Consider the following 18,830-nt stretch of genomic DNA (forward strand, 5'->3'; position numbering starts at 1 on the left):
CTCAGATCTGCGTGTTTGCCTCGTCACATGTCGCGAAGCGGTGAAGAATGCCGCCGAGGCTGCGCAGATCCTGGCTGTTGTGCCGCGCCACGCGATGCAACGCCTGCGCCGAGCCGCCGCGCAGATAGCTCAGCCAGGCGGCGGGCGCTTCGGAGCCGGGCAGGTCGTCATCGCGCACCACCTGCAGCAGCTGGCGCTCGGCGGTGGCCAGGCGGCAGTTCTCCCAGGCGCCACGCCAGCGGCGGCGTACGGGATGCAACAGGTCGATATGCGCCAGGCCTTCGAGCGGGCACGAACGCTGGTGAAGTCGAAAGCGCGTCTTAAGCAGGGGCGAGTCATACGACTTGCCGTTGTAGCTCACCAGCACCGCATCCGGACGCAGCCATGACGCGAAGCAGTCGAGCATCGCCGCTTCGCCCGCCAGCGTGGTGATCAGCAATTGGCGTTCGCGGAAACGACCCTCATGCCAGTCGCCCACGCCGATCATGAAGGCGCGCGTGCCGGTGCCGCCGGCCAGTCCGGTGGTTTCCGTGTCGAACAGCACCAGACGTTCCGCCGCGATCATCTGGTCGACGCGCGCAAACGCCGCGTGGAAGGCGGGCGGTTCGGGCGGCCATGCGCTGCTCGTTTCGCACAACTGCAGGCCGGGTGCGATGGTCTGCCCGGGCAGCGACGAGGGTTCCACGCTTGCCGTGCGTCGAGGCTTGGCCGATGCGCCTTGCACGCGCTGGCGGATGCCGAGCAGCTGCGCAATATTGTCGGGCAGTGCGGGACGCGGCTTCGCCGGCATGGCCACCGCTGCTGGTGCGGGCGGCACGACACCGGCCTGGCGACGCAGGCCGCGCAATTTGTCGGCCAGCGCACTCATAGGGCAATGATCAGGTCGAGCACGCGCGTGGCGAGCGACTTCAGCGAGCGTGCGTTCTGCTCGTCCGCGGCCAGCACCGGCCCGACACAGGCCGGGCAGCCGCCGCGGCAATCGCAGCGGCGCACCAACTCGCGGGCGAGGCGTACCAGGTCTTCGCGCCGCTCGTACAACGGAGCGCTCAACCCCACGCCGCCGGGGAACGCATCGTAGAGAAACAGCGTGGGTACAAACGGTCCGCTCATCGATGGCTCGCCCTCGCCGAAGCCGGAGCGCAGCTGCGCGCGACCGTTGGCGTCCGGCGTGGCGAACCATGCGCCGTCACCGCTGCCTACGGCCTTCTGCAGATCGCGTGCTTCGGCCATTACTGCCACCGTCGCCACGATGTGCAAGGCATGCGCCGCTGCGAGGAAACCGTCGAGCGCATCCTGGCGATGATCGAACGCCTGCTCCAGCGCGCGCTGCGGCAACTGCCACCACACAGCGGTCGTATGCAGTTCGAGATCGGGCAGATTCACCGGGCCGTAGCCGATGTTTTCATGCGTGTAATAACGGATCTTCTTGTAGCCGGCCACGCGGCGCGCCACATGCACTTCGCCGTGATGCGCGCTGCCATTGCCGGCGGGCGAGCCGTCGAACGCCTCCAGCACCTTGAGCTTGGTGTAGTCGATGGCGTCGGTGTAGTAGTCGACGTTGGTGCGCGTGACGAAGGCCTTGCGGCCGTTCCAGTCCAGCCGTTCCACCTGGTAGGGCACCGACTGGATCATATGGATGGCGCCTTCGTACAAGGTGAGCGAGGCTGCGCTGAAGTCGACCTCGGCCACGATGGTCTGGCGACCGTCGGTACGATCGACCACCACGAAGTTGCCGTCCGCCACCGAGCGCAGCGATACCGCATTGGCCGGATAGCTATCGGCAATCCACTCAAAGCGTTCGCCTTCCTGATGCAGCACGCCTTCTTCGGCGAGCACCTGCAGCCACGGCGTGGCGTCCTGCGGGCCGAACAGTTCGCCGTCGCGGAACGGCAGTTCGAACGCGGCGCAACGGATATGGTCGAGCAGGATCAGCGGCTGGTCGGCGGCGATGCGCGCGTGTTCCGGGGTGGCCTCCTGGAAGAATTCCGGATGACGCACCAGGTACTGATCGAGCGGATCGCTGCTCGCCACCAGCACGCCAAGCGAGGCCTGCTGGCGCCGACCCGCGCGGCCGAAGCGCTGCCAGGTGGCGGCGACGCTGCCCGGATAGCCGTTGAGCACCACCACGTCGAGCGCACCGATATCCACGCCCAGCTCCAGCGCCGAGGTGCTGACGATGCCGTCTACCTGTCCTGCCCGCATCTCGCGTTCCGCCGCACGCCGCTCGGTGGGCAGATAGCCGCCGCGATAGGCGCGGATGCGCGGCGCCTTGCGCGGGTCGCTGTCGAACACGTCCTTGAGGTATTTGGTAAGCACTTCGACCATCAGCCGTGACTGCGCGAACACCAGCGTCTTCAGCCCCGAGCGGATCGCCGTGCGCGCGATGCGGTTCGATTGCGAACGCGCCGAGGCGCGCAGGCCCAGATCCGCATTGACCACCGGCGGGTTCCACAGCAGCACATGTTTCTCACCCACCGGTGCGCCGCTTTCGGTGATTGCGGTGACCGGCTGCTCGATCAGCGCGCTGGCATGCTCCGCAGGATTGCCAATGGTCGCCGAGCACAGGATGAACTGCGGCGTCACCCCGTAGAACGCACATACACGCTGCAGGCGGCGCAGCACATTGGCCACGTGTGAGCCGAACACGCCGCGGTAGGTATGCACTTCATCGATCACGATGTAGCGCAGGTTTTCGAAGAACTGCGCCCACTTGGTGTGATGCGGCAGGATCGCCTGGTGCAGCATGTCCGGATTGCTCACCACGATGTCGCCATGCAGGCGGATCGCCTGCCGCGCATCGCCCGGCGTGTCGCCGTCGAAGGTGAAGGCTTTGACGCCGAGATCGCCGGCCTGGTTGAGTTCCAGCAGCTCGGCCACCTGGTCCTGCGCCAGCGCCTTGGTCGGGAACAGGAACAGCGCCTTGGCGCGCTGGCGAATCGCCGCACTGATCACCGGCAAGGTGTAGCACAGCGATTTGCCGGATGCGGTGGGCGTGGCGATCACCACATGCTGGCCGGCGGCGGTGGCGTTCCACGCCTGCGCCTGATGGGCATAGAGCTGATGGATGCCGCGCGCACGCAGCGCATCGGCGAGTGCCGGCGGCATATCGCCGGGCAGCGGGGCGAACTGGCCCTCGCGCCCCGGCAGCACGAACGAACCGGTGACGCGGTCGCCGTAGCGTTTGGCGAGCCGCCGGGCGAGCTGGTCGCCACCGGAGACCGGCGCGGCCAACGCACCGTCGCCGCGCACCGCGCGTTGGGCCATGGGGTTGGGCAAGGCGTTCATCGGTGCGCTCCATCCGGGGACGGCATTGCACCCGCAGGCCGTCTCAATCCCTGAGACGGCCCGGTCTGGCGCGGCTTAGAACATCCAGGTGAGGCTCATGCGGGCCGCCTGGTCGTTGGCATGGCTGGCGAACTGGCCGTTGTAGCTGGCATCCACCGTGACGCTGGGCGATACGGCGAAACTCAGGCCGCCATTGAAGGCCGCGGCGTTGCGCGCCACCGGCACGCCATCGACGGTGTAGGCGAGATTGCCATTGGCGAAGCGCAACGCGCTGCTGGTGGCGGTATCGCCCCAGGCGTGCTGCCAACCCAGGCTGAAGTGCGCGCGCAGCCCGCCGCTGGCATCCAGCGCGAACACGCTGCGCAGGCCCAGCGTGGCGTAGGTGGACGAGTCCGTCTGCGCATTCGCATCAAGCGCCGCGGCGCCGTCGCCTTCGCTGGCGGCGTCCGTGTGCAGACGCACGTAAGCCACATTGAGGAACGGCGAGAACGTCGCGGCCGGCGTGCCGAACGCGTAGCTCGCGTCGATATAAGCCTGCCCGGTGTTGCCGTCGTACTCGCTGTTGTAGCGCTCGTTGAAGGTGTCGAAGGCCACCGTGCGATGGCTGTCCACCGTCTGCCAGCTATAGGCCACGGCGCCCTGCAACTGGAAGGCATCGGCATGCAAGCCGCCATACACACCCAGATGCGTACCGGTGGTATGCGACGACGAGCCCAGTGCATCGACGTTTGCGCTGTTCTGGCCAAATCCCGCCACCGCACCGATGCGTGCCTGCGAACCCAGCAACATGTCCGCACCGACCAGCAGGCCGCTGCCGTTCGCTTGCAGGCGCGCGGCATTGCCGTCGCCGTCATGATTGCCCCAATGGCCCCAGCCGGCAGTCCAGGCGGAGACGCCGTTGTCGCCGGTGGCGCTGGTGCCGGTGGCGCCGTTGTTGAGGCCGAGCAGGTGATCGTTGATCGCGTCGCGCACGTAGCGGCTGTCGTCCATCAGTGCGGTGCGCGTGCTGGCGTAGATTTCGCCGGAGAGCTGATCGTAGGCATGGCGCGCCGCCGCTGCATCGGCCATCACCACGGCGTTGTACAGCGCGCTATTCCAGCCCAGCGCTTCCACCGCCGTGGCCGTGGCGCGTTCGTTCGGCGTCTGTGCAACACCAGCGAAGCTCACATCGTTGCGTTCCAGCGACAGCGTCACGTTGTTGGCCGTATAGGCGAGCGTGGGCGTGAGGAAGGCCAGGTTGCTGCTGGCCGAGGCGAACTGGCCGGTGACGCCCTGCGTCGCGGTGAGGATGGTGTAGTCGGTGCGCGGCGCCCAGTTACCCGTGGTGCCCAGCACCACTGTGCTGCCGGCGATGCTGGCCTTGCCGTTGACGGTGAGCAGGTCGGCCTGGCCGGTGGGCGCCGCATCGATCACCAGCGCACCGTTGGCGGCCTGCGTGTAATTGCCGTTGATCGTGAGCGTGCCGATCGAACCGCCCGGCTGCAGCGCGCCGTTGTTCATCACATTGCCCACGATGGTGCCGTGACCACGCAAGGTGCCACCCGAGGCCACCTGCACGTTGCCTCCGAGCGTGGCGGACGCATTGGCCGCATCGCCCACTTCCAACGTGCCGCTCTGCACCGTGGTGGTGCCGGCGAAACTGTTCTTGCCGTCCAGCACCAGCATGCCGGTGCCGGTCTTGGTGAGCGAGCCCGTGCCGCCGAGCACGCCGCTGTAGATGCCGTCGCTGGCCTGGTCGAACACCAGCGCGGCGTTGTTGGTGATATTGCCCTGCAGGCTGGCAGTGTTGCCCAGCAGCATGCCTGCGCTGATGGTGGTGCCGCCGCTGTAGCTGTTCGCGCCGGTCAGCGTGAGCGTGCCGCTGCCGGTCTTGCTGAGGCCGAAGCTGCCGCTGAGGACGCCCGACTGCGTGGCGGCATCGCTGCCGTCCACCTCGAGCGTCGTTGCGCCCTGCAGGCTGATCGCATTGGCGAGGTTGATGCCATTGCGATAGACCAGCGTCGGCGCGGCGGCCACGAGCGTACCGCTGCCGATCGCGCTGCTGTTGCCTAGCACCAGGGTGCCGCCGCTGACGGTGGTGTTGCCGTTGTACGTGCTGGCGCCATTGAGCGTGGTGGTGCCGGCGCCGATCAGCACGCTGGCGAAGTTTGCGATGGAGCCGGCATAGCTGAAGCTGTTGCCGGCGCCGGGCGCGATGGTCAGCGTGCTGCTGCCGGTGCCGCCGTTGATATTTCCGTTGACCACGGCCGAGCCGCCGAGGATCTGCAGGCTGCTGTTGCCGCTGCCCAGATCCACCGCGAGGTTGCTGCTGTCGGCCGTGATGGTGCCGTAGTTGATCACGGTGGCGCTGTTGCCGCCGGTGTACACCGCCGCCGCCGTCGTGCCGCCGCCTTCCAGCGTGCCGCCGGCAAGGTTGGTGATGGTGACGGTGAAGGCGTTGGCGGCGCCGGTGACGGCGATGGCCGAATCGCTCTGGCCGCGGATCAGCCCGCTATTGGTGACCGTGGTATTGCCGTAGATGCCCTGGACCGGAATCGGCGCGTCGGTGGTCGGGTCCTTGTCCAGGCCGGCCAGCGTGATGCCGCGGCCGGTGCCGGTGTTGACGGTGCCGTCGCCATTGGTCGCCGAGTTGTCGCCTTCGATGGTGCCGGAGTTGACGATGGTGCCGCCGCCGACGGTGACGCCCTCGCTGGTGTCGTTGTACGCATGCAGCGACTTGATCGTGCCGGTATTGGTGATGTTCACCAGGCCATCCACGTCGACGCCGTCGCCATCGCCGTTCACGCCGTTGCCGGTGATGGTGCCGTGGTTGACCACGGTCACCACTTCGTTGGCGTTGAAGCCGTCAATATTGATGCCCGAGCCGTTGTCGCCCTGGATGGTGCCGCCGAGGTTGTTGGTCACCGACAAGGTAAACGCGCCGCTGGTGGTCACGTCGGTGTTGCCGCCCGTGATGCCGTGGCGCGCGCCTTCGATGGTGCCGGTGCCGGCCACGCTGGCCGACCCGGTGGTGGCGTTGACGATGGTGATGCCGCTATTGCTCTGCGCATCGATGCCATCGCTGCCGTCGGTGCTGCCTGCCGCGTTGGTCGACTTGATCAGACCGTCGTTGTAGACGAAGCCGTTCACGCCCGGACGCACGGCGTCCGCTTCGTACGCCTCGATATCGCCGGTAGCGTAGTTGTACAACGCGCTGCTGCCGGTGGTGATCGCATTGAAGTCGATCGCCTGGGCGCCGCCTAGCGACGCGTTGGCCGAATACAGCCGGCCGTAGTTGTAGAACACGACGTTGCTGCTCGCCTTGTTCATCTGGATCACGTCGTTGTCCGCCGTCTGCATCAGCGCACCCACACCATTGGTGACGGTGAGCGTGAGATTGCCGGTGTTGTCGCGGATGGCGCGGCCGGTGGTCGTGTCGATCAGCGTGCCGTTGTTGGTGATCGTGCTGCTGCCGGTCACGGTGACCGCAACGGCGGTGCTGCCGCCGATCGACAGCGTGCCGGTGGCGTCGATGGTGCCGGTCTGGCCCGCGGCGAGCGTCTGCGCGGTATTGGACGTCTGTCCCGGCGTGATCTCGAACGTGGCGGCGTGGGCGCTATCGACCAGCGCGAGCAGGATTCCGGCGACGAGCAGCTTCTTCTTCATGGGGGCCCCCTGTGGCGTAAGCCCGCAAGTGTTGCGATCGCATTGCTTAAGTCCCATGACAGCTTCGCTACGCGGCGCAGCCCTTTCCTTAGCGTTGTCTTAGAGAGCCCTCACGGTGTCTGACTCCGCCAGGAAAAAATCAGGAAAGACAAACGCTTAAGTGTTTCCTAAGGCACATGACCGATAATCCCGGCGTACATCGCCAGCAGGGCGAAGGAGCGTCAGGTCGTGCACATTCTTCTGGTCGAAGACGACGCGCAGCTGGGAGCGGCGATCCAGCGCGCCCTCGAACGGCTGAGCTATACGGTGTCGTGGCTGCGCGATGGCCGTTCGGCGCTCAACGCCATGCGCGATCGCACCGCCGACCTGGTCCTGCTCGACCTGGGCCTGCCCGGGCGCGACGGCATCGAGGTGCTGGTGGAAGCGCGCCGCGCCCATGTGGAGACGCCTGTCCTGGTGATGACGGCACGCGACGGGCTGTCCTCGCGCGTCGATGGCCTGGACGCCGGCGCCGATGACTACCTGACCAAGCCCTTCCATGTGGAAGAACTCGCCGCACGCATCCGCTCGCTTACCCGCCGCATGCGCGGCCTGTCGGTGAACCGTATCGAAGTGGGTGCGCTGAGCCTGGACGTGGGCACCTCGGAGGTGACCTTCCGCGGCGAGCCGGTGGACCTCACGCGTCGCGAGTTCGCGCTGCTGCAGGCGCTGATGGAAAGCGCCGGTCGCCTGGTGCGGCGCGAAAGCCTGGAGAATTCGCTGTACGGGCTGGATCACGTGGTGGGCAACAACGCACTCGAAGTGCTGGTGCATTCGCTGCGTCGCAAGCTGAGCTTCGAGACGGTGCGCAACGTACGCGGTTTCGGCTACATGATTCCGCAGGATCCCAAGTGAGCCGCAGCAGTCTGCGCGGGCGTTTGCTCTGGTTGATCCTCGGCGTGCTCGCGCTGGTGCTGGTGCCATTGGCGATCTACAGCCTGCGTCGCACCACCAACGAAGTGAACGAGCTTTCCGACGGGCGGCTCGCGCAATCGGCGCGCACGCTGCAGACCTTGATCAGCCAGATCGGTCTGCCGGCCCTGCAGCGGCACAACGTCGAAGCGGGCGTGGTGGTGCCGATCACGGCCCGCTCCACCCAGGAGCTGGTGCTGCACGGCCACACCTACGAGTCCGAAGTGGGCTTCCAGGTGTTCGACCGCGACCATCGCCCGCTGCTGGTCACCGGCAATCTCACCGCCATGCCGCCGCCCGATACCGCGCAGCCGGGTTTCAGGAACCTGCGTTACGGCAACTATCGCTGGCGCCTGTTCACCCTGCCGCCGACGGCCGATGGCGTGGTGGTGCGTGCCGCCGAGCGCTACGACAGCCGCCGCGACATCCGCACCGCGCTATGGATCGAGCATGGCCTGCCGCCGCTGATCGCGCTCCCCGTGCTGGCCTTGCTGGTGGGCTGGGCGGTGAGGCGCGGCCTGCGTCCGCTCGATGCGCTCGCGGAAAAACTGGCCGCGCGCAAACCGGGCAGCCGCGACACGCTCGAGGTGGCCGATGCGCCGCGCGAACTGGAGCCGGTGCTCGCTGCACTCAACAGCCAGTTCACCCAACTCGAGGAAGCGCTGGAACGCGAGCGCCGCTTCAGCGCCGATGTGGCACACGAACTGCGCACGCCGCTGGCCTCGACCATGATCAACCTGGAGAACGCCGAGGCCAGCCGCGACACGCGCGAAGCGGACGTGGCCCTGGCCGGTGCACGCGAAAGCCTCGCCGCACTCGCGCGCCGGGTGGAGCAGCTGCTGTCGCTGGCGCGCCTTGAGGCGAGCTCGCGCGCCGAGCAGTACGCCGATATCGACTTGCTGGCGGTCGCCCGCACTGTCATCGAAGAGTTGTCGCCGCTGATCGGCGACTCGGATGTGGAACTGGATGTGGCGCTGGCCGATGGCGCGCTGATCGTGCGCGGCCACGAGGTGGCGCTGGCGGCGCTGCTGCGCAATCTGCTGGAAAACGCGCTGCGCCATGTGCCGCTCGGGGGGCAGGTGAAGCTCGACATCCAGCGCGAACACGATCAGGCCGTGATCGACGTGATCGACAACGGCGAGGGCATTCCGCCGGAGCGGCGCGCGGCGGTATTCGCGCGCTTTCACCGCGAGGCCGGCGGTCGCGGCGACGGTTACGGGCTGGGGCTTTCCATCGTGCAGCGGGCAGCGCAATTGCACGATGCGACGATCGAGCTGCTCGATTCGCCCTATGGCCGCGGCCTGCGCGTGTGCGTGCGCCTGCCGCTGAGCGATCAGCGCGGCTGATATCGCGAGATCTTGCCCGCTTACAAAGTGAACACTAAGCCATCTTCGCTAGGGTATGGACTCCCCACTCTTGTCTGGACCATTGGTGCCCTCCCTGTCTGCCAAGCATCACACCAGCTGGGCTTCGTCGATGCGCACGTTGGCGGCCATGGCCTTGGCCATCGGCGCGGCGGGCTGCGCCACTTCCCAGCCCAAGCCGCTGCCGGAGCAGGCCGCGTCCGCGTCTTCGCTGTCGCAACTGCAGGGTTATGACGCCACCGCGTTGCCGCTGGACATGGCTGCGGTCGAGCGTCTGGTGCTGCTCAACAATCCCGACCTCAAGACCCAGCACGCCCGTCACCAGGCCGCGCAGGCGCAGCGGCTGCAGGATGGCGTGCTACCCAATCCCACCCTCGGCGGCAGCGTGGGTTATCTGCTCTCGGGTCCGGGCGACGCGACGGCCTGGACGGCATCGATAAGCCAGGACATCGCCTCGCTGATCACGCTGCGTCCGCGCCGTGAAGCCGCCAAAGCGAATGCCGATGCCATCGACGCCGGCCTGCTGTGGGAGCAATGGCAGACCCTGGGCAAGGCGCGCCTGCTGGTGATCGACCTGGTCGAAGGCCAGCGCCAGATCGCGCTGCAGACACAGGCGCTGCAGGCCCAGGCGCAACGCGAGACGCGCATCGTCAACGCTGTCCGCGATGGCAACCTGGAGCGCGTGGCGGTGGCCTCCGATCTGGCCGCCGCCGCCGACGCACGCAGCGCGCTCAGCGACATGCAGCGCCGGCAGCTCGATCAACAGCAGCAGCTCAATGCACTGCTGGGTCTGCAGCCCGGGGTTGTGGTGCCGTTGGCGACGAGTCTGCCACCCGCCCAGATGGATGCGTCGGCGATCCGCACGCAGTTCGACAGCGTGAGTCGCCGCCGACCGGACCTGGTGGCCTTGCAGCTGGGCTATCAGGCGCAGGAAGCGAGCCTGCGCGCCGCGGTGCTGGCGCAGTTTCCGCCGCTGGCGATCGGCTACGACGCCTCGCAGGACAATAGCCGCGTGCGCAACGGCGGCCCGGCGGTGAACTTCACGCTGCCGATCTTCGATCACAACCAGCACAACGTGGCCATTGCCCGCGCCACCCGCGAGCAGCTGCACCAGGAATACACCACGCGCCTGGCGACTTCGCACGACGACGTCGAAGCGCTGCTGGCGCAATACGCGCAGCTCGATGGGCAGCAACAAGCGCTCAAACCGGCCACCGACGACGCCGTCCACGGCGCGGCACAGGCTGGTCAGGCGGCGCAGGCGGGTTTGATCGACCTGCGCAACGTGACCGACCTTCGTGTGGCCGCACTCAACCGGCAACTGGCACAACTGGCGACCGAGCAGGCCATGCTCGAGCAACAGGCGGCGCTGGAATTGCTGGTGGGACGCGGCATGCCGACCTCTCTCGAACAGGATGTGATGGCCCCATGAGTTACCGACAGCCATGGATCGCCGCGGCGCTGGCCGCGTTGGCATTGGCCGCCTGCTCCGGCAGCGAGGCACCGGACGAGACGGCCGTGAGCGCCGCCGTTACTACCGTGCCGCTGAAGCAGGGCAGCCTGGCCGATACCGTCACCGCCTACGGCAGCGCAGGCCCGGCCGCCGATGCCGCGCAAGTCATCAGCGTGCAGTCCGCGGGGCGCGTGACGCGCTGGAACGTCACGGCCGGCGAGGCGGTCAAGCGCGGGCAGTCCCTGCTTGGCTTCGCGCTGGCGCCGTCGTCGGTGGCGGCGTATCAGCAGGCAGTGACGGCGCAAACCCTGGCGCAGGCGCAGCGCGCCCATGTGGCACAACTGCTGTCGCAACAGCTCGCCACCCGCGATCAACTCGACCAGGCCGACAAGGCCTTGCGCGATGCCCAGTCCAATCTGGATGCGCTGGTGCAGCAGCAAGGCCGCAGCGCAACGATCGATGTCACCGCGCCGTTCGATGGCACCGTGGTGACGGTCGACGCGCCCCAGGGCGACAACCTGCAGGCAGGCGCCGCATTGCTCACCCTGCAACGTGGCGACGGCCTGGTCGTCACCGTCGGTGTCGAGCGCGATGCGATGACGCGCGTCCACGTCGGCGCCAAGGCCGGGCTGCTGCCCATCGATGGTGGCGTCGCCATGCAGGGCACGGTGCGCCGTGTGGCGCACGCGCTGGATCCGCACACGCATCAACTCAATGTGGAGATCGTGCCTGACGGTGCGCTGGTCAACGGCGAGGGTTTCCGCGCCGACATCATCGTGGGTCAACGACAAGGCTGGTTGTTGCCGCGCGATGCGGTGCTGGGCGATGACGCGGATCGCCATGTGTTCCAGGTGGCCAACCACAAGGCCGTGAGCGTGCCGGTGAAAGTGCTGGGCGAGTCGGACAGCATCACCGTCGCCACCGGCGCACTCGATGCCAAGCTGCCGCTGGTGACCGAAGGCGCCATGCAACTGGACGACGGCATGGCCGTGCGCGTGCCGACGGAACAGGCCAAGCCATGAGCTTGCCGACACTCTTGGCACGGCACGCGCGTGCCATCGTCATCGTGGCCTTCGCGCTCGCGCTGGCGGGGCTGGCCAGCTCGTTCACCCTGCCGGTGGGTCTGTTCCCGCAGGTGTCGTTTCCGCGCGTGGTGATCGATCTGGATGCGGGCGACCGGCCGGCCGACCAGACGGCGCTGCTGCTGACGCGTCCGGTGGAAGAGGCGATCCGCACGGTGCCGGGCGTGGCCGGTCTGCGTTCGGAAACCACGCGCGGCTCGGCGCAGATCTCGGTGGACTTCGGCTGGGGGCGCGACATGATCGCCTCCACGCTGCAGGTGGACTCGGCGATTGCGCGCGTGCTGCCCAGCTTGCCTGCGGGCGCCAGCTACAACGTGCGCCGCATGGATCCCACGGTTTTCCCCATCATCTCCTATGCGCTGCAGTCGGACAGCATGTCGCCGGTTGCCTTGCGCGATCTGGCGCAGTACCAGATCGTGCCGCTGCTCGCGTCGGTGGAGGGACTCGCGCGCGTCGATGTGCAAGGCGGCGAAACCGCCGAAGTGCAGGTGGAAGCCGATCCGCGCAAGCTCGCGCAGTACGGCCTGAGCCTGGATGACCTGGCCACCGCCGTGAGCGGCGCCAATCAGCTGGAGGCGGTCGGCCGCCTGCAGGATCGCAACCAGCTCTACCTGGTGGTCGCCGACCATTCGCTGCAACACATCGACGCGATCCGCAACATCATCGTGAAGAACGATCCGCACGGTTGGGTCCGGCTGTCGGACGTGGCCACGGTGCGCGATGGCTATGTGCCGCAATGGATTAAGGTGAGCGAAGACGGCAAGCCCGCCGTGCTGTTCAACGTGTTCGAGCAGCCCGACGGCAATGCGGTGCAGATCGCCAGCGAAGTGCGCGCGCGGCTGGCGTCCTACCGGCTGCCCAAGGGCGTGACGCTCAAACCCTGGTACGACCAGAGCGAGCTGGTGGTGGAGTCCGCCCATAGCGTGCGCGATGCGGTGCTGATCGGCCTGCTGCTCGCCGCGGCGGTGCTGCTGGTGTTCCTGCGCAATCTGCGGGTGACCTTGATTGCCACGCTGGTGGTGCCGGTGACGCTGGCCGTCACGGTGTTGCTGCTGCAGGTGTTCGGCATGAGCTTCAACATCATGACGCTCGGTGGCATTGCGGCTGCCGTGGGTCTGGTGATCGACGATGTGATCGTGATGGTGGAACACGTCGCGCGACGGGCAGGCACGCTGGAAGGCGGTGGCGAAGCCGTTGTGCTGCCTGCGGCGCGGGAATTCCTGGCGCCGCTCACCGGATCAAGCCTGGCCACGCTGATCGTGTTCGTGCCGCTGGGTTTGCTCAGCGGCGTCACCGGCGCGTTCTCCAAGGCACTTTCGATCACCATGGCCAGTGCACTGGCCGTGTCGTGGCTGGTGACTGCCTTCGTGGTGCCGCCGTTGTTGCGGCGCTGGATCGATTTCCGTCACTGGCATGATCCAGGTCTCGATCACGAAAGCTGGCTGTCGCGTTCGCATGCACGCCTGTACGACGCCTTCGCGCGCCGCCCGGCGTGGCTGCTCGCCTTCGTCGTGCCGCTGCTGGTGATCGGCGGCGTGGCCTACACGCACGTGACCACCGGCTTCATGCCCGCGGTGGATGAAAGCGGCTTCGTGATGGATTACTACACCAAGCCGGGCACCTCCTTGCCCGAAACGGCGCGGCAGGTGGCGCAGGTCGAAGCCATCCTGCGCTCCATGCCCGAGGTGGCCACGTTCTCCCGCCGGCTCGGCACCGGGTTGGGCGGCGATCTGGGGCAGTCCTATCACGGCGACTTCTTCGTACGGTTGAAACCCGATCACGCGCGTGCCACCGAGGAGGTGATGAGCGACGTGCGCGAACACGTGGAGCACGAGGTGCCCGGCGTGGAAGTGGAGCTGGCGCAGCTGATGGAAGATCTGATCGGCGATCTCACCGCCGTGCCGCAACCGATCGAGATCAAGCTGTATTCCGCCGATCCGAATACCCTGACGCCGCAGGCGCGGCGCGTGGCCAAGGCGCTGGCGGACATTCCCGGCGTGGTGGAAATCAAGGACGGCCTGCAGTTGGCTGGCGATGCCTTGAACGTGCGCATCGATCCCGATCGCGCCACGCTGGAGGGCATGACGGTGGCGGCGGTGACGCAGGCGATCAACAACGCGCTGACCGGCGTCGTCGCCACTCAGCTGCCGCAGGCGACCAAGAGCGTAGGCGTGCGCATCCGCATGCCGGACTCGATGCAGTGGCGGCTGCCGCAGCTCCTCGCGTTGCCGGTACGCGCACCCGACGGACATGTGTTTCCGTTGAGTCGCGTCGCCAGCATCGCGACCGAAAACGGACAGCCGCAGATTTCGCGCGAAAACCTGCAGCAGATGACGGCGGTGACGGCGCGCATCGACGGTCGCGGCATGGGCGCGGCCGTGGCTGACGTGAAGAAGCTGCTCGCGCAGCCGGGCATGCTCGACGCCGATACGCGCTACGAGCTGGGCGGTCTCTACCAGCAACAGCAGATTGCCTTCCTCGGCCTGGGCAAAGTGTTCCTGATGGCGCTGGTCGCGGAATTCGTGCTGCTGCTGTTTCTCTACGGCCGGGCGGGGCTCGCCCTGGTGGTGATGGGCTGCTCGCTGTTTTCGGCCACGGCGGTATTCATTGCGCTGTGGCTGTGCGGCGTGGACCTCAACATCACCGCGATGATGGGCATGACGATGATCATCGGCATGGGCACGGAGATGGCGATCTTCTACGTGTCCGAATACGTCACCCTATCGCGCGAACTGCCGCCGCTGCAGGCTTTGCGCCTGGCCAGCCGCGATCGCCTGCGTCCGATCACCATGACCACGCTGGCGGCCATCCTCACGTTGTTGCCGCTGGCGCTGGCCTGGGGGCAGGGCGCGGGCATCCAGCAGCCGCTGGCGATCGCGATCATTGCGGGGCTCGCCCTGCAGTATCCGCTGGTGTTGCTGGTGATGCCGACCCTGATCGGCGTGGTGGCAGGCCATACGCGGCCGCGATGAGCGTCGACTCCGCCGGCCGCCGCTTAGCCCGGCAGGCCGGCGATGCCTTCGATGGGATGATCGTTGGCCGGTTCCGCTGCCGGCACCGTCGTGGGCACGATGACCTCGGCATGCTCGCCGTAGATCACGCGGTTGCGGCCTTCGCGCTTGGCCTTGTACAGCGAGTTGTCGGCATCGATCATCAGCTGGCGCAACTCGTAGCCGCTGCGATCGGTGGACGCCACGCCAAAGCTCGAGGTGATCACCACGCTGCGCGTCTCGCCCCACAGCGGTGTGGCGGCAATCGCCTGGCGGATGCGCTCGGCGCGTTCGCGCGCCTGCGACGCGCTGCAGTCGGGCAGGTATAGCGCGAACTCTTCGCCGCCAAGACGTCCGAAGATGTCGCGGCGGTGCAGGTGGTGCTGGCAGGCGGCGACGGCGCGCTTGAGCACCAGGTCGCCGATGACGTGACCGTGCGTATCGTTTACGTCCTTGAAGTGATCCAGGTCCAGCAGGATCAGGCACGAGGTGCGCGTGGCCTTGGCCGCGGCGCGCAAGGCCAGTTCGGTCTCGTCGACAAAGTGCTGGCGGCTGTGGATGCCGGTGAGGCTGTCACGCGTCGCCAGGCGCCTGAAGCGCATCTGCGAACGCTTGATGCGCAGCAGCCACAGCGCGATCGAGGCCACCACGGTGAGCAGCAGGGCGATGTACAGCCGGCTGGTTTCCATGTCCTTGTGATCGAGCTTGCGCTGCAGCTGCAGGATCTCGTTCTGCTTGTTGAGCGAATCGACCTGCACCTTGTTGGCCAGCAATTGCTGCCTGACCGTCTGGTAGGCGATCGCGCGGGCGCTCACGTCGGTGAGATAACCCTTGTCCGCATCCATGTAGAGCTTGTGCAGGTCCAGCGCGGCACGCGTATTGCCCTCGCGTTCCTCCACCTGGTACAGCACCTGGTAGGCCGGCCCCAAGGTATCGGAGTACTTGTCCTTGATGGCCTCGGCCACGGCTTCGCCGGCGTATTTGCGCGCCGCGGTGGCGTCGCCCAGCTGCCAGTACGCCTGCGCCAGCGTCACGTTGACCGCGTTCATCAGCACGCGATAGTGGTAGGAGACAAATTCGTCGTAGTGCGCCTGCAGCAGGGCGATGGCGTCCTTGGGACGGCCCTGGTCGATGGCGTACTTGGCCTGGTCATTGCGCAGCGAGTTGGCATACAAGGCTTGATTGGCCTTGATGCAGGTATCGATGCCGCGATCGTATTCGGGGTCGGTGCCGCGCACCTTGCCGGCGCGGAACAGCACGCGCAGCTTGAACGCCATGCCCTGGCAGGCGTGGTCGCGCAGTTCGGGGTCATCCAAAATGCGCTGCGCATAGCTCGACGCCAGGTCGTACTGCCCCGCCGCAGCGAGGAACTGCGCGCCTTCACCGAGTGCCTGGTAGCGGGCTTCCGGATCTTTCGCCGTCTGCATCAGATCCATCAGCGCGCTCAGTTGGGTAAACGCTTCCTCGTAGTGCCGACTGAAACCGAGGATGTTCACCAGCGTGGCCAGCGCGCGTACCTGCAGCGTAGGCTCACCTGAGTGCGTGACGATGTCGTGCAGCGCCGGCCCAGCCACGTCGTAGCGGCCTTCGAACGCCAATTGCCAGGCATCGAGATAGCGCAGGTGCCATTGCTGGCCGGAGGACAGCTCGGCCCTGCGTTGGTCCAGTTCACCGAGCAGGCGCAGAAACTCCGCGTGATCGGCGGTCTTGAGCTTGTCCGCCTGCGCCAGCATCTGCACAGGGTCTTGCGCAGATGCATGTACAGGTGCAGGTGTAGGTACGGCCGCGATGGCCGCACCTACCTGCCAACCTGACAGCAGCACTGCCAGGATGATCGCCCGCCTGAAGTGGCCGGCGCGGAACATCGTCATGCTTTCTTGCTGGGCTTGGACGGTGGCGCGTCGGTCTCGCTCTCTTCGCCTTCCTCGCCTTCCTGCTCTTCTTCTTCCTCTTCCTCGTCCGGGCGGCGCGGCACGGTCTGGAAGCAGCACAGGGGCACGACCTTCAGCAACGCATGCAGCTCTTCCACGTTGCGCGCCAGGATGGCTTCACCGGCGGTGGCTTCGATCTTCGCATCGGCAAGGGCCAGTGCGATTTCGTCCTTGGCGCCCTGAAACAGACGCGCGTCGCTGCCTAGCTTTTCCAGAAACTCGATCACGTTGGACATGCGGTTTTTCCCCCTGGCGGTTGATACTACGTCCACAACTTCCTTGCGTCTTGCGCGTGAACGGCGACGCTGCGCTTTATCCTCGACGGCATAAGCGTCAACGCGGTCTGGCTCGTTTTCCCCGATATCCCCACGCGACAGGCCGATTCGATTTTGCCTCTGGCTCGGCGCGATTGGTGATGATAGCGCTGTTTTTTGCCGGAAATGTGCAAGCCGAAGACAGCATCGGGCGTGTGCCGGCCGGGCGTCGGGAGCGGCCGGTCGGCTTGGGATCGCTGATCGACTTCGATGCGATCTGCGCAGGAGATGACAACGGTATCCGCCCGCGTGAGATCGGCGATCCACTTGGATCGATTCGATCGCATGCCTGGTTTGGCTTCGATATTGGGACAGCCCAGGCCAACGGCAGTGGGCGTACTCGGGCGACGTGCTCCGGCACCGGGTCAACCAGCAGCCTAGTGCCCGATTGTGTCAATCCGCGTACGCGGCATTCCCCACGAAGGACATCACTTCGGCCAGGAAGGCGTCCGTATGCTCGCCATGCAGGCGATGTCCGCTGCCCAACTGGCGGGTGATGGCGTACGGGATCTGGGCGGCCAGCAGGGGTAGCCGTGCGCTGACCAGGCCGTCGTCATGGCTGGCCAGCAGCAGGCACGGCGCCCTCACGCCGGCCAGGCGCGCCCACCAGGCCGGCATCGGCGTGCGCAGTTCCGGCAACACCGTACGGGCTGCGCGCACGTCGAACTGGCGCAACAGCATCAGGCGCAACAGCCGGCCGCCGCCCAGCAGGTGCAGCGAGCGCGCCCACGCGGGGCCGGCCCGGGCGGCGGCCAGGGCGGCCGCATCCGCCACATCGCGGGGCGGTACCGGGGCGGCTTCGATGATCAGCCGACGGATCCGTTCGGGCTGGCGCGTGGCCAGCTTGAGGGCCAGATGCCCACCCAGCGAGTGGCCGATCAGGTTGACCGCGCCCAGCCCCAGCGCGTCGAGCAGGGCGCTCAAGTCTTCTTCGAAATCGATCAGCGAATACGTGGACGTCCACTGGCTGCGGCCATGTCCGCGCAGGTCGGGTGCGACGACCCGGAATCCCTGTCGCGCCAGCGCTTGCGCGGTGTGGTCCCAGCTGCCGGACTGGCTGGCAAAGGCGTGGATCAGCACGACCGGCTCGCCACCCGCATCGCCGCACGCGCGATAGGCCAGCCGATGGCCGCGCAGCGGCAGGAAACCAGGCGTCGACCATCGGCTATCCAAGACATCCGTGCTCCGCGGCGGGACGCCTGCAATGTCGCATGGCCACCGGGGATGCGGTAGCGGGAAAGCGTTACTGGCTCGCTTCACATTCAGCTGGCTATGATCGGGCGGCCGACGGGTATCGGCAGCAGCACATCGGTCAGACCATGGAGAGGAGCAGGGCGATGAGACAGCGAACGATGATGGCGATGGGCTTGTGGGCTGGCGTGTTGATCGCGCCGGCATGGGCGCAGCAGGACACGCCGGCGCAGCCGCAGGCTCCCTACCGCGAGCCTCTGAGCGCCGCGGTGAGAACACAGACGCCCTCGGCGCCCGCAGCAAACTCGCGCGCGTCGTTGCCGACCTTTTCGGTGCAGCCCACCACGGCCCAGCGCGTGTCGCACAATGCGATGACGTTTGCGGCCCTCACCGCGGTCTCCGCGGCGTCGGAAAAGCAGGGCAGCTACCCGCCCCCGGCATCGGCGCCTACGCAGCCTTATCGCCCCGATATGTCCGTGCCGGAGCCGGCGACCGCCGAACGGCTTTGCCCGCCGCTGGGCTCGCGCAACATGCCGGCCGCCTGCAACAGCGACGCCATCGTCACGATGGAGCGCAACGGGCCCGGAGTAGCGGTCAAACCCTAGCCGATCAAATACCGGAGCC

Annotated in this window: 12 protein-coding genes; 6 read left to right on the forward strand and 6 right to left on the reverse strand. The window is 67.0% G+C overall.

The features are described 5' to 3' along the window. Window position 1 precedes the first annotated feature (1 nt). From Y882_RS08885 to Y882_RS18845, 3 genes are all read right to left on the reverse strand, one after another. Window positions 2-868, reverse strand: a complete 867-nt coding sequence (locus Y882_RS08885; protein ID WP_046971547.1) for a ribonuclease H-like domain-containing protein — start codon at window positions 866-868, stop codon at window positions 2-4. Then, the gene (locus tag Y882_RS08890; RefSeq protein ID WP_052949825.1) at window positions 865-3,285 is read right to left on the reverse strand and encodes a DEAD/DEAH box helicase; all 2,421 of its coding nucleotides are present in this window, start codon (window positions 3,283-3,285) and stop codon (window positions 865-867) included. The genes Y882_RS08885 and Y882_RS08890 overlap by 4 nt, the downstream gene beginning before the upstream one ends. Window positions 3,286-3,360: 75 nt before the next feature. Next, the gene (locus Y882_RS18845) at window positions 3,361-6,930 is read right to left on the reverse strand and encodes an autotransporter outer membrane beta-barrel domain-containing protein (protein WP_052949827.1); all 3,570 of its coding nucleotides are present in this window, start codon (window positions 6,928-6,930) and stop codon (window positions 3,361-3,363) included. A gap of 228 nt (window positions 6,931-7,158) precedes the next feature. Here Y882_RS18845 and Y882_RS08905 point away from each other — a divergent pair, with 228 nt between their 5' ends. The 5 genes from Y882_RS08905 (at window position 7,159) to Y882_RS08925 (ending at window position 14,752) form a co-directional block, all read left to right on the forward strand. Next, a complete protein-coding gene (locus Y882_RS08905; RefSeq protein ID WP_046971548.1) occupies window positions 7,159-7,824 on the forward strand; it encodes a response regulator in 666 nt (221 codons plus the stop codon). Then, window positions 7,821-9,227, forward strand: a complete 1,407-nt coding sequence (locus tag Y882_RS08910) for an ATP-binding protein (protein ID WP_046971549.1) — start codon at window positions 7,821-7,823, stop codon at window positions 9,225-9,227. Before Y882_RS08905 ends, Y882_RS08910 begins: the two co-directional genes overlap by 4 nt. 85 nt (window positions 9,228-9,312) lie before the next feature. Continuing rightward, window positions 9,313-10,677 carry a TolC family protein gene (locus Y882_RS08915; RefSeq protein ID WP_162207406.1) on the forward strand — a complete coding sequence of 455 codons (1,365 nt, stop codon included), beginning with the start codon at window positions 9,313-9,315 and terminating at the stop codon, window positions 10,675-10,677. Then, the gene (locus tag Y882_RS08920) at window positions 10,674-11,720 is read left to right on the forward strand and encodes an efflux RND transporter periplasmic adaptor subunit (protein ID WP_046971550.1); all 1,047 of its coding nucleotides are present in this window, start codon (window positions 10,674-10,676) and stop codon (window positions 11,718-11,720) included. Before Y882_RS08915 ends, Y882_RS08920 begins: the two co-directional genes overlap by 4 nt. Further along, window positions 11,717-14,752, forward strand: a complete 3,036-nt coding sequence (locus tag Y882_RS08925) for an efflux RND transporter permease subunit (protein ID WP_046971551.1) — start codon at window positions 11,717-11,719, stop codon at window positions 14,750-14,752. The genes Y882_RS08920 and Y882_RS08925 overlap by 4 nt, the downstream gene beginning before the upstream one ends. A 23-nt stretch (window positions 14,753-14,775) precedes the next feature. Here the strand turns inward: Y882_RS08925 and Y882_RS08930 are convergent, their stop codons facing one another. The 3 genes from Y882_RS08930 to Y882_RS08940 all read right to left on the reverse strand — a co-directional run bounded on the left by Y882_RS08930 (window position 14,776) and on the right by Y882_RS08940 (window position 18,188). Next, a complete protein-coding gene (locus Y882_RS08930) occupies window positions 14,776-16,641 on the reverse strand; it encodes a tetratricopeptide repeat-containing diguanylate cyclase (protein ID WP_082121028.1) in 1,866 nt (621 codons plus the stop codon). Next, the gene (locus Y882_RS08935) at window positions 16,638-16,937 is read right to left on the reverse strand and encodes a hypothetical protein (RefSeq protein ID WP_046971552.1); all 300 of its coding nucleotides are present in this window, start codon (window positions 16,935-16,937) and stop codon (window positions 16,638-16,640) included. Before Y882_RS08935 ends, Y882_RS08930 begins: the two co-directional genes overlap by 4 nt. Before the next feature lie 471 nt (window positions 16,938-17,408). Further along, window positions 17,409-18,188, reverse strand: a complete 780-nt coding sequence (locus Y882_RS08940; RefSeq protein ID WP_052949832.1) for an alpha/beta fold hydrolase — start codon at window positions 18,186-18,188, stop codon at window positions 17,409-17,411. Window positions 18,189-18,352: 164 nt separating this feature from the next. Between Y882_RS08940 and Y882_RS08945 the strand changes: the two genes are divergently transcribed. Continuing rightward, a complete protein-coding gene (locus Y882_RS08945) occupies window positions 18,353-18,811 on the forward strand; it encodes a hypothetical protein (protein WP_156171380.1) in 459 nt (152 codons plus the stop codon). Window positions 18,812-18,830 lie beyond the last annotated feature (19 nt).

The sequence above is a fragment of the Dyella japonica DSM 16301 genome, from assembly GCF_001010355.1.
GTDB classification, from domain to species: Bacteria; Pseudomonadota; Gammaproteobacteria; order Xanthomonadales; family Rhodanobacteraceae; genus Dyella; species Dyella japonica.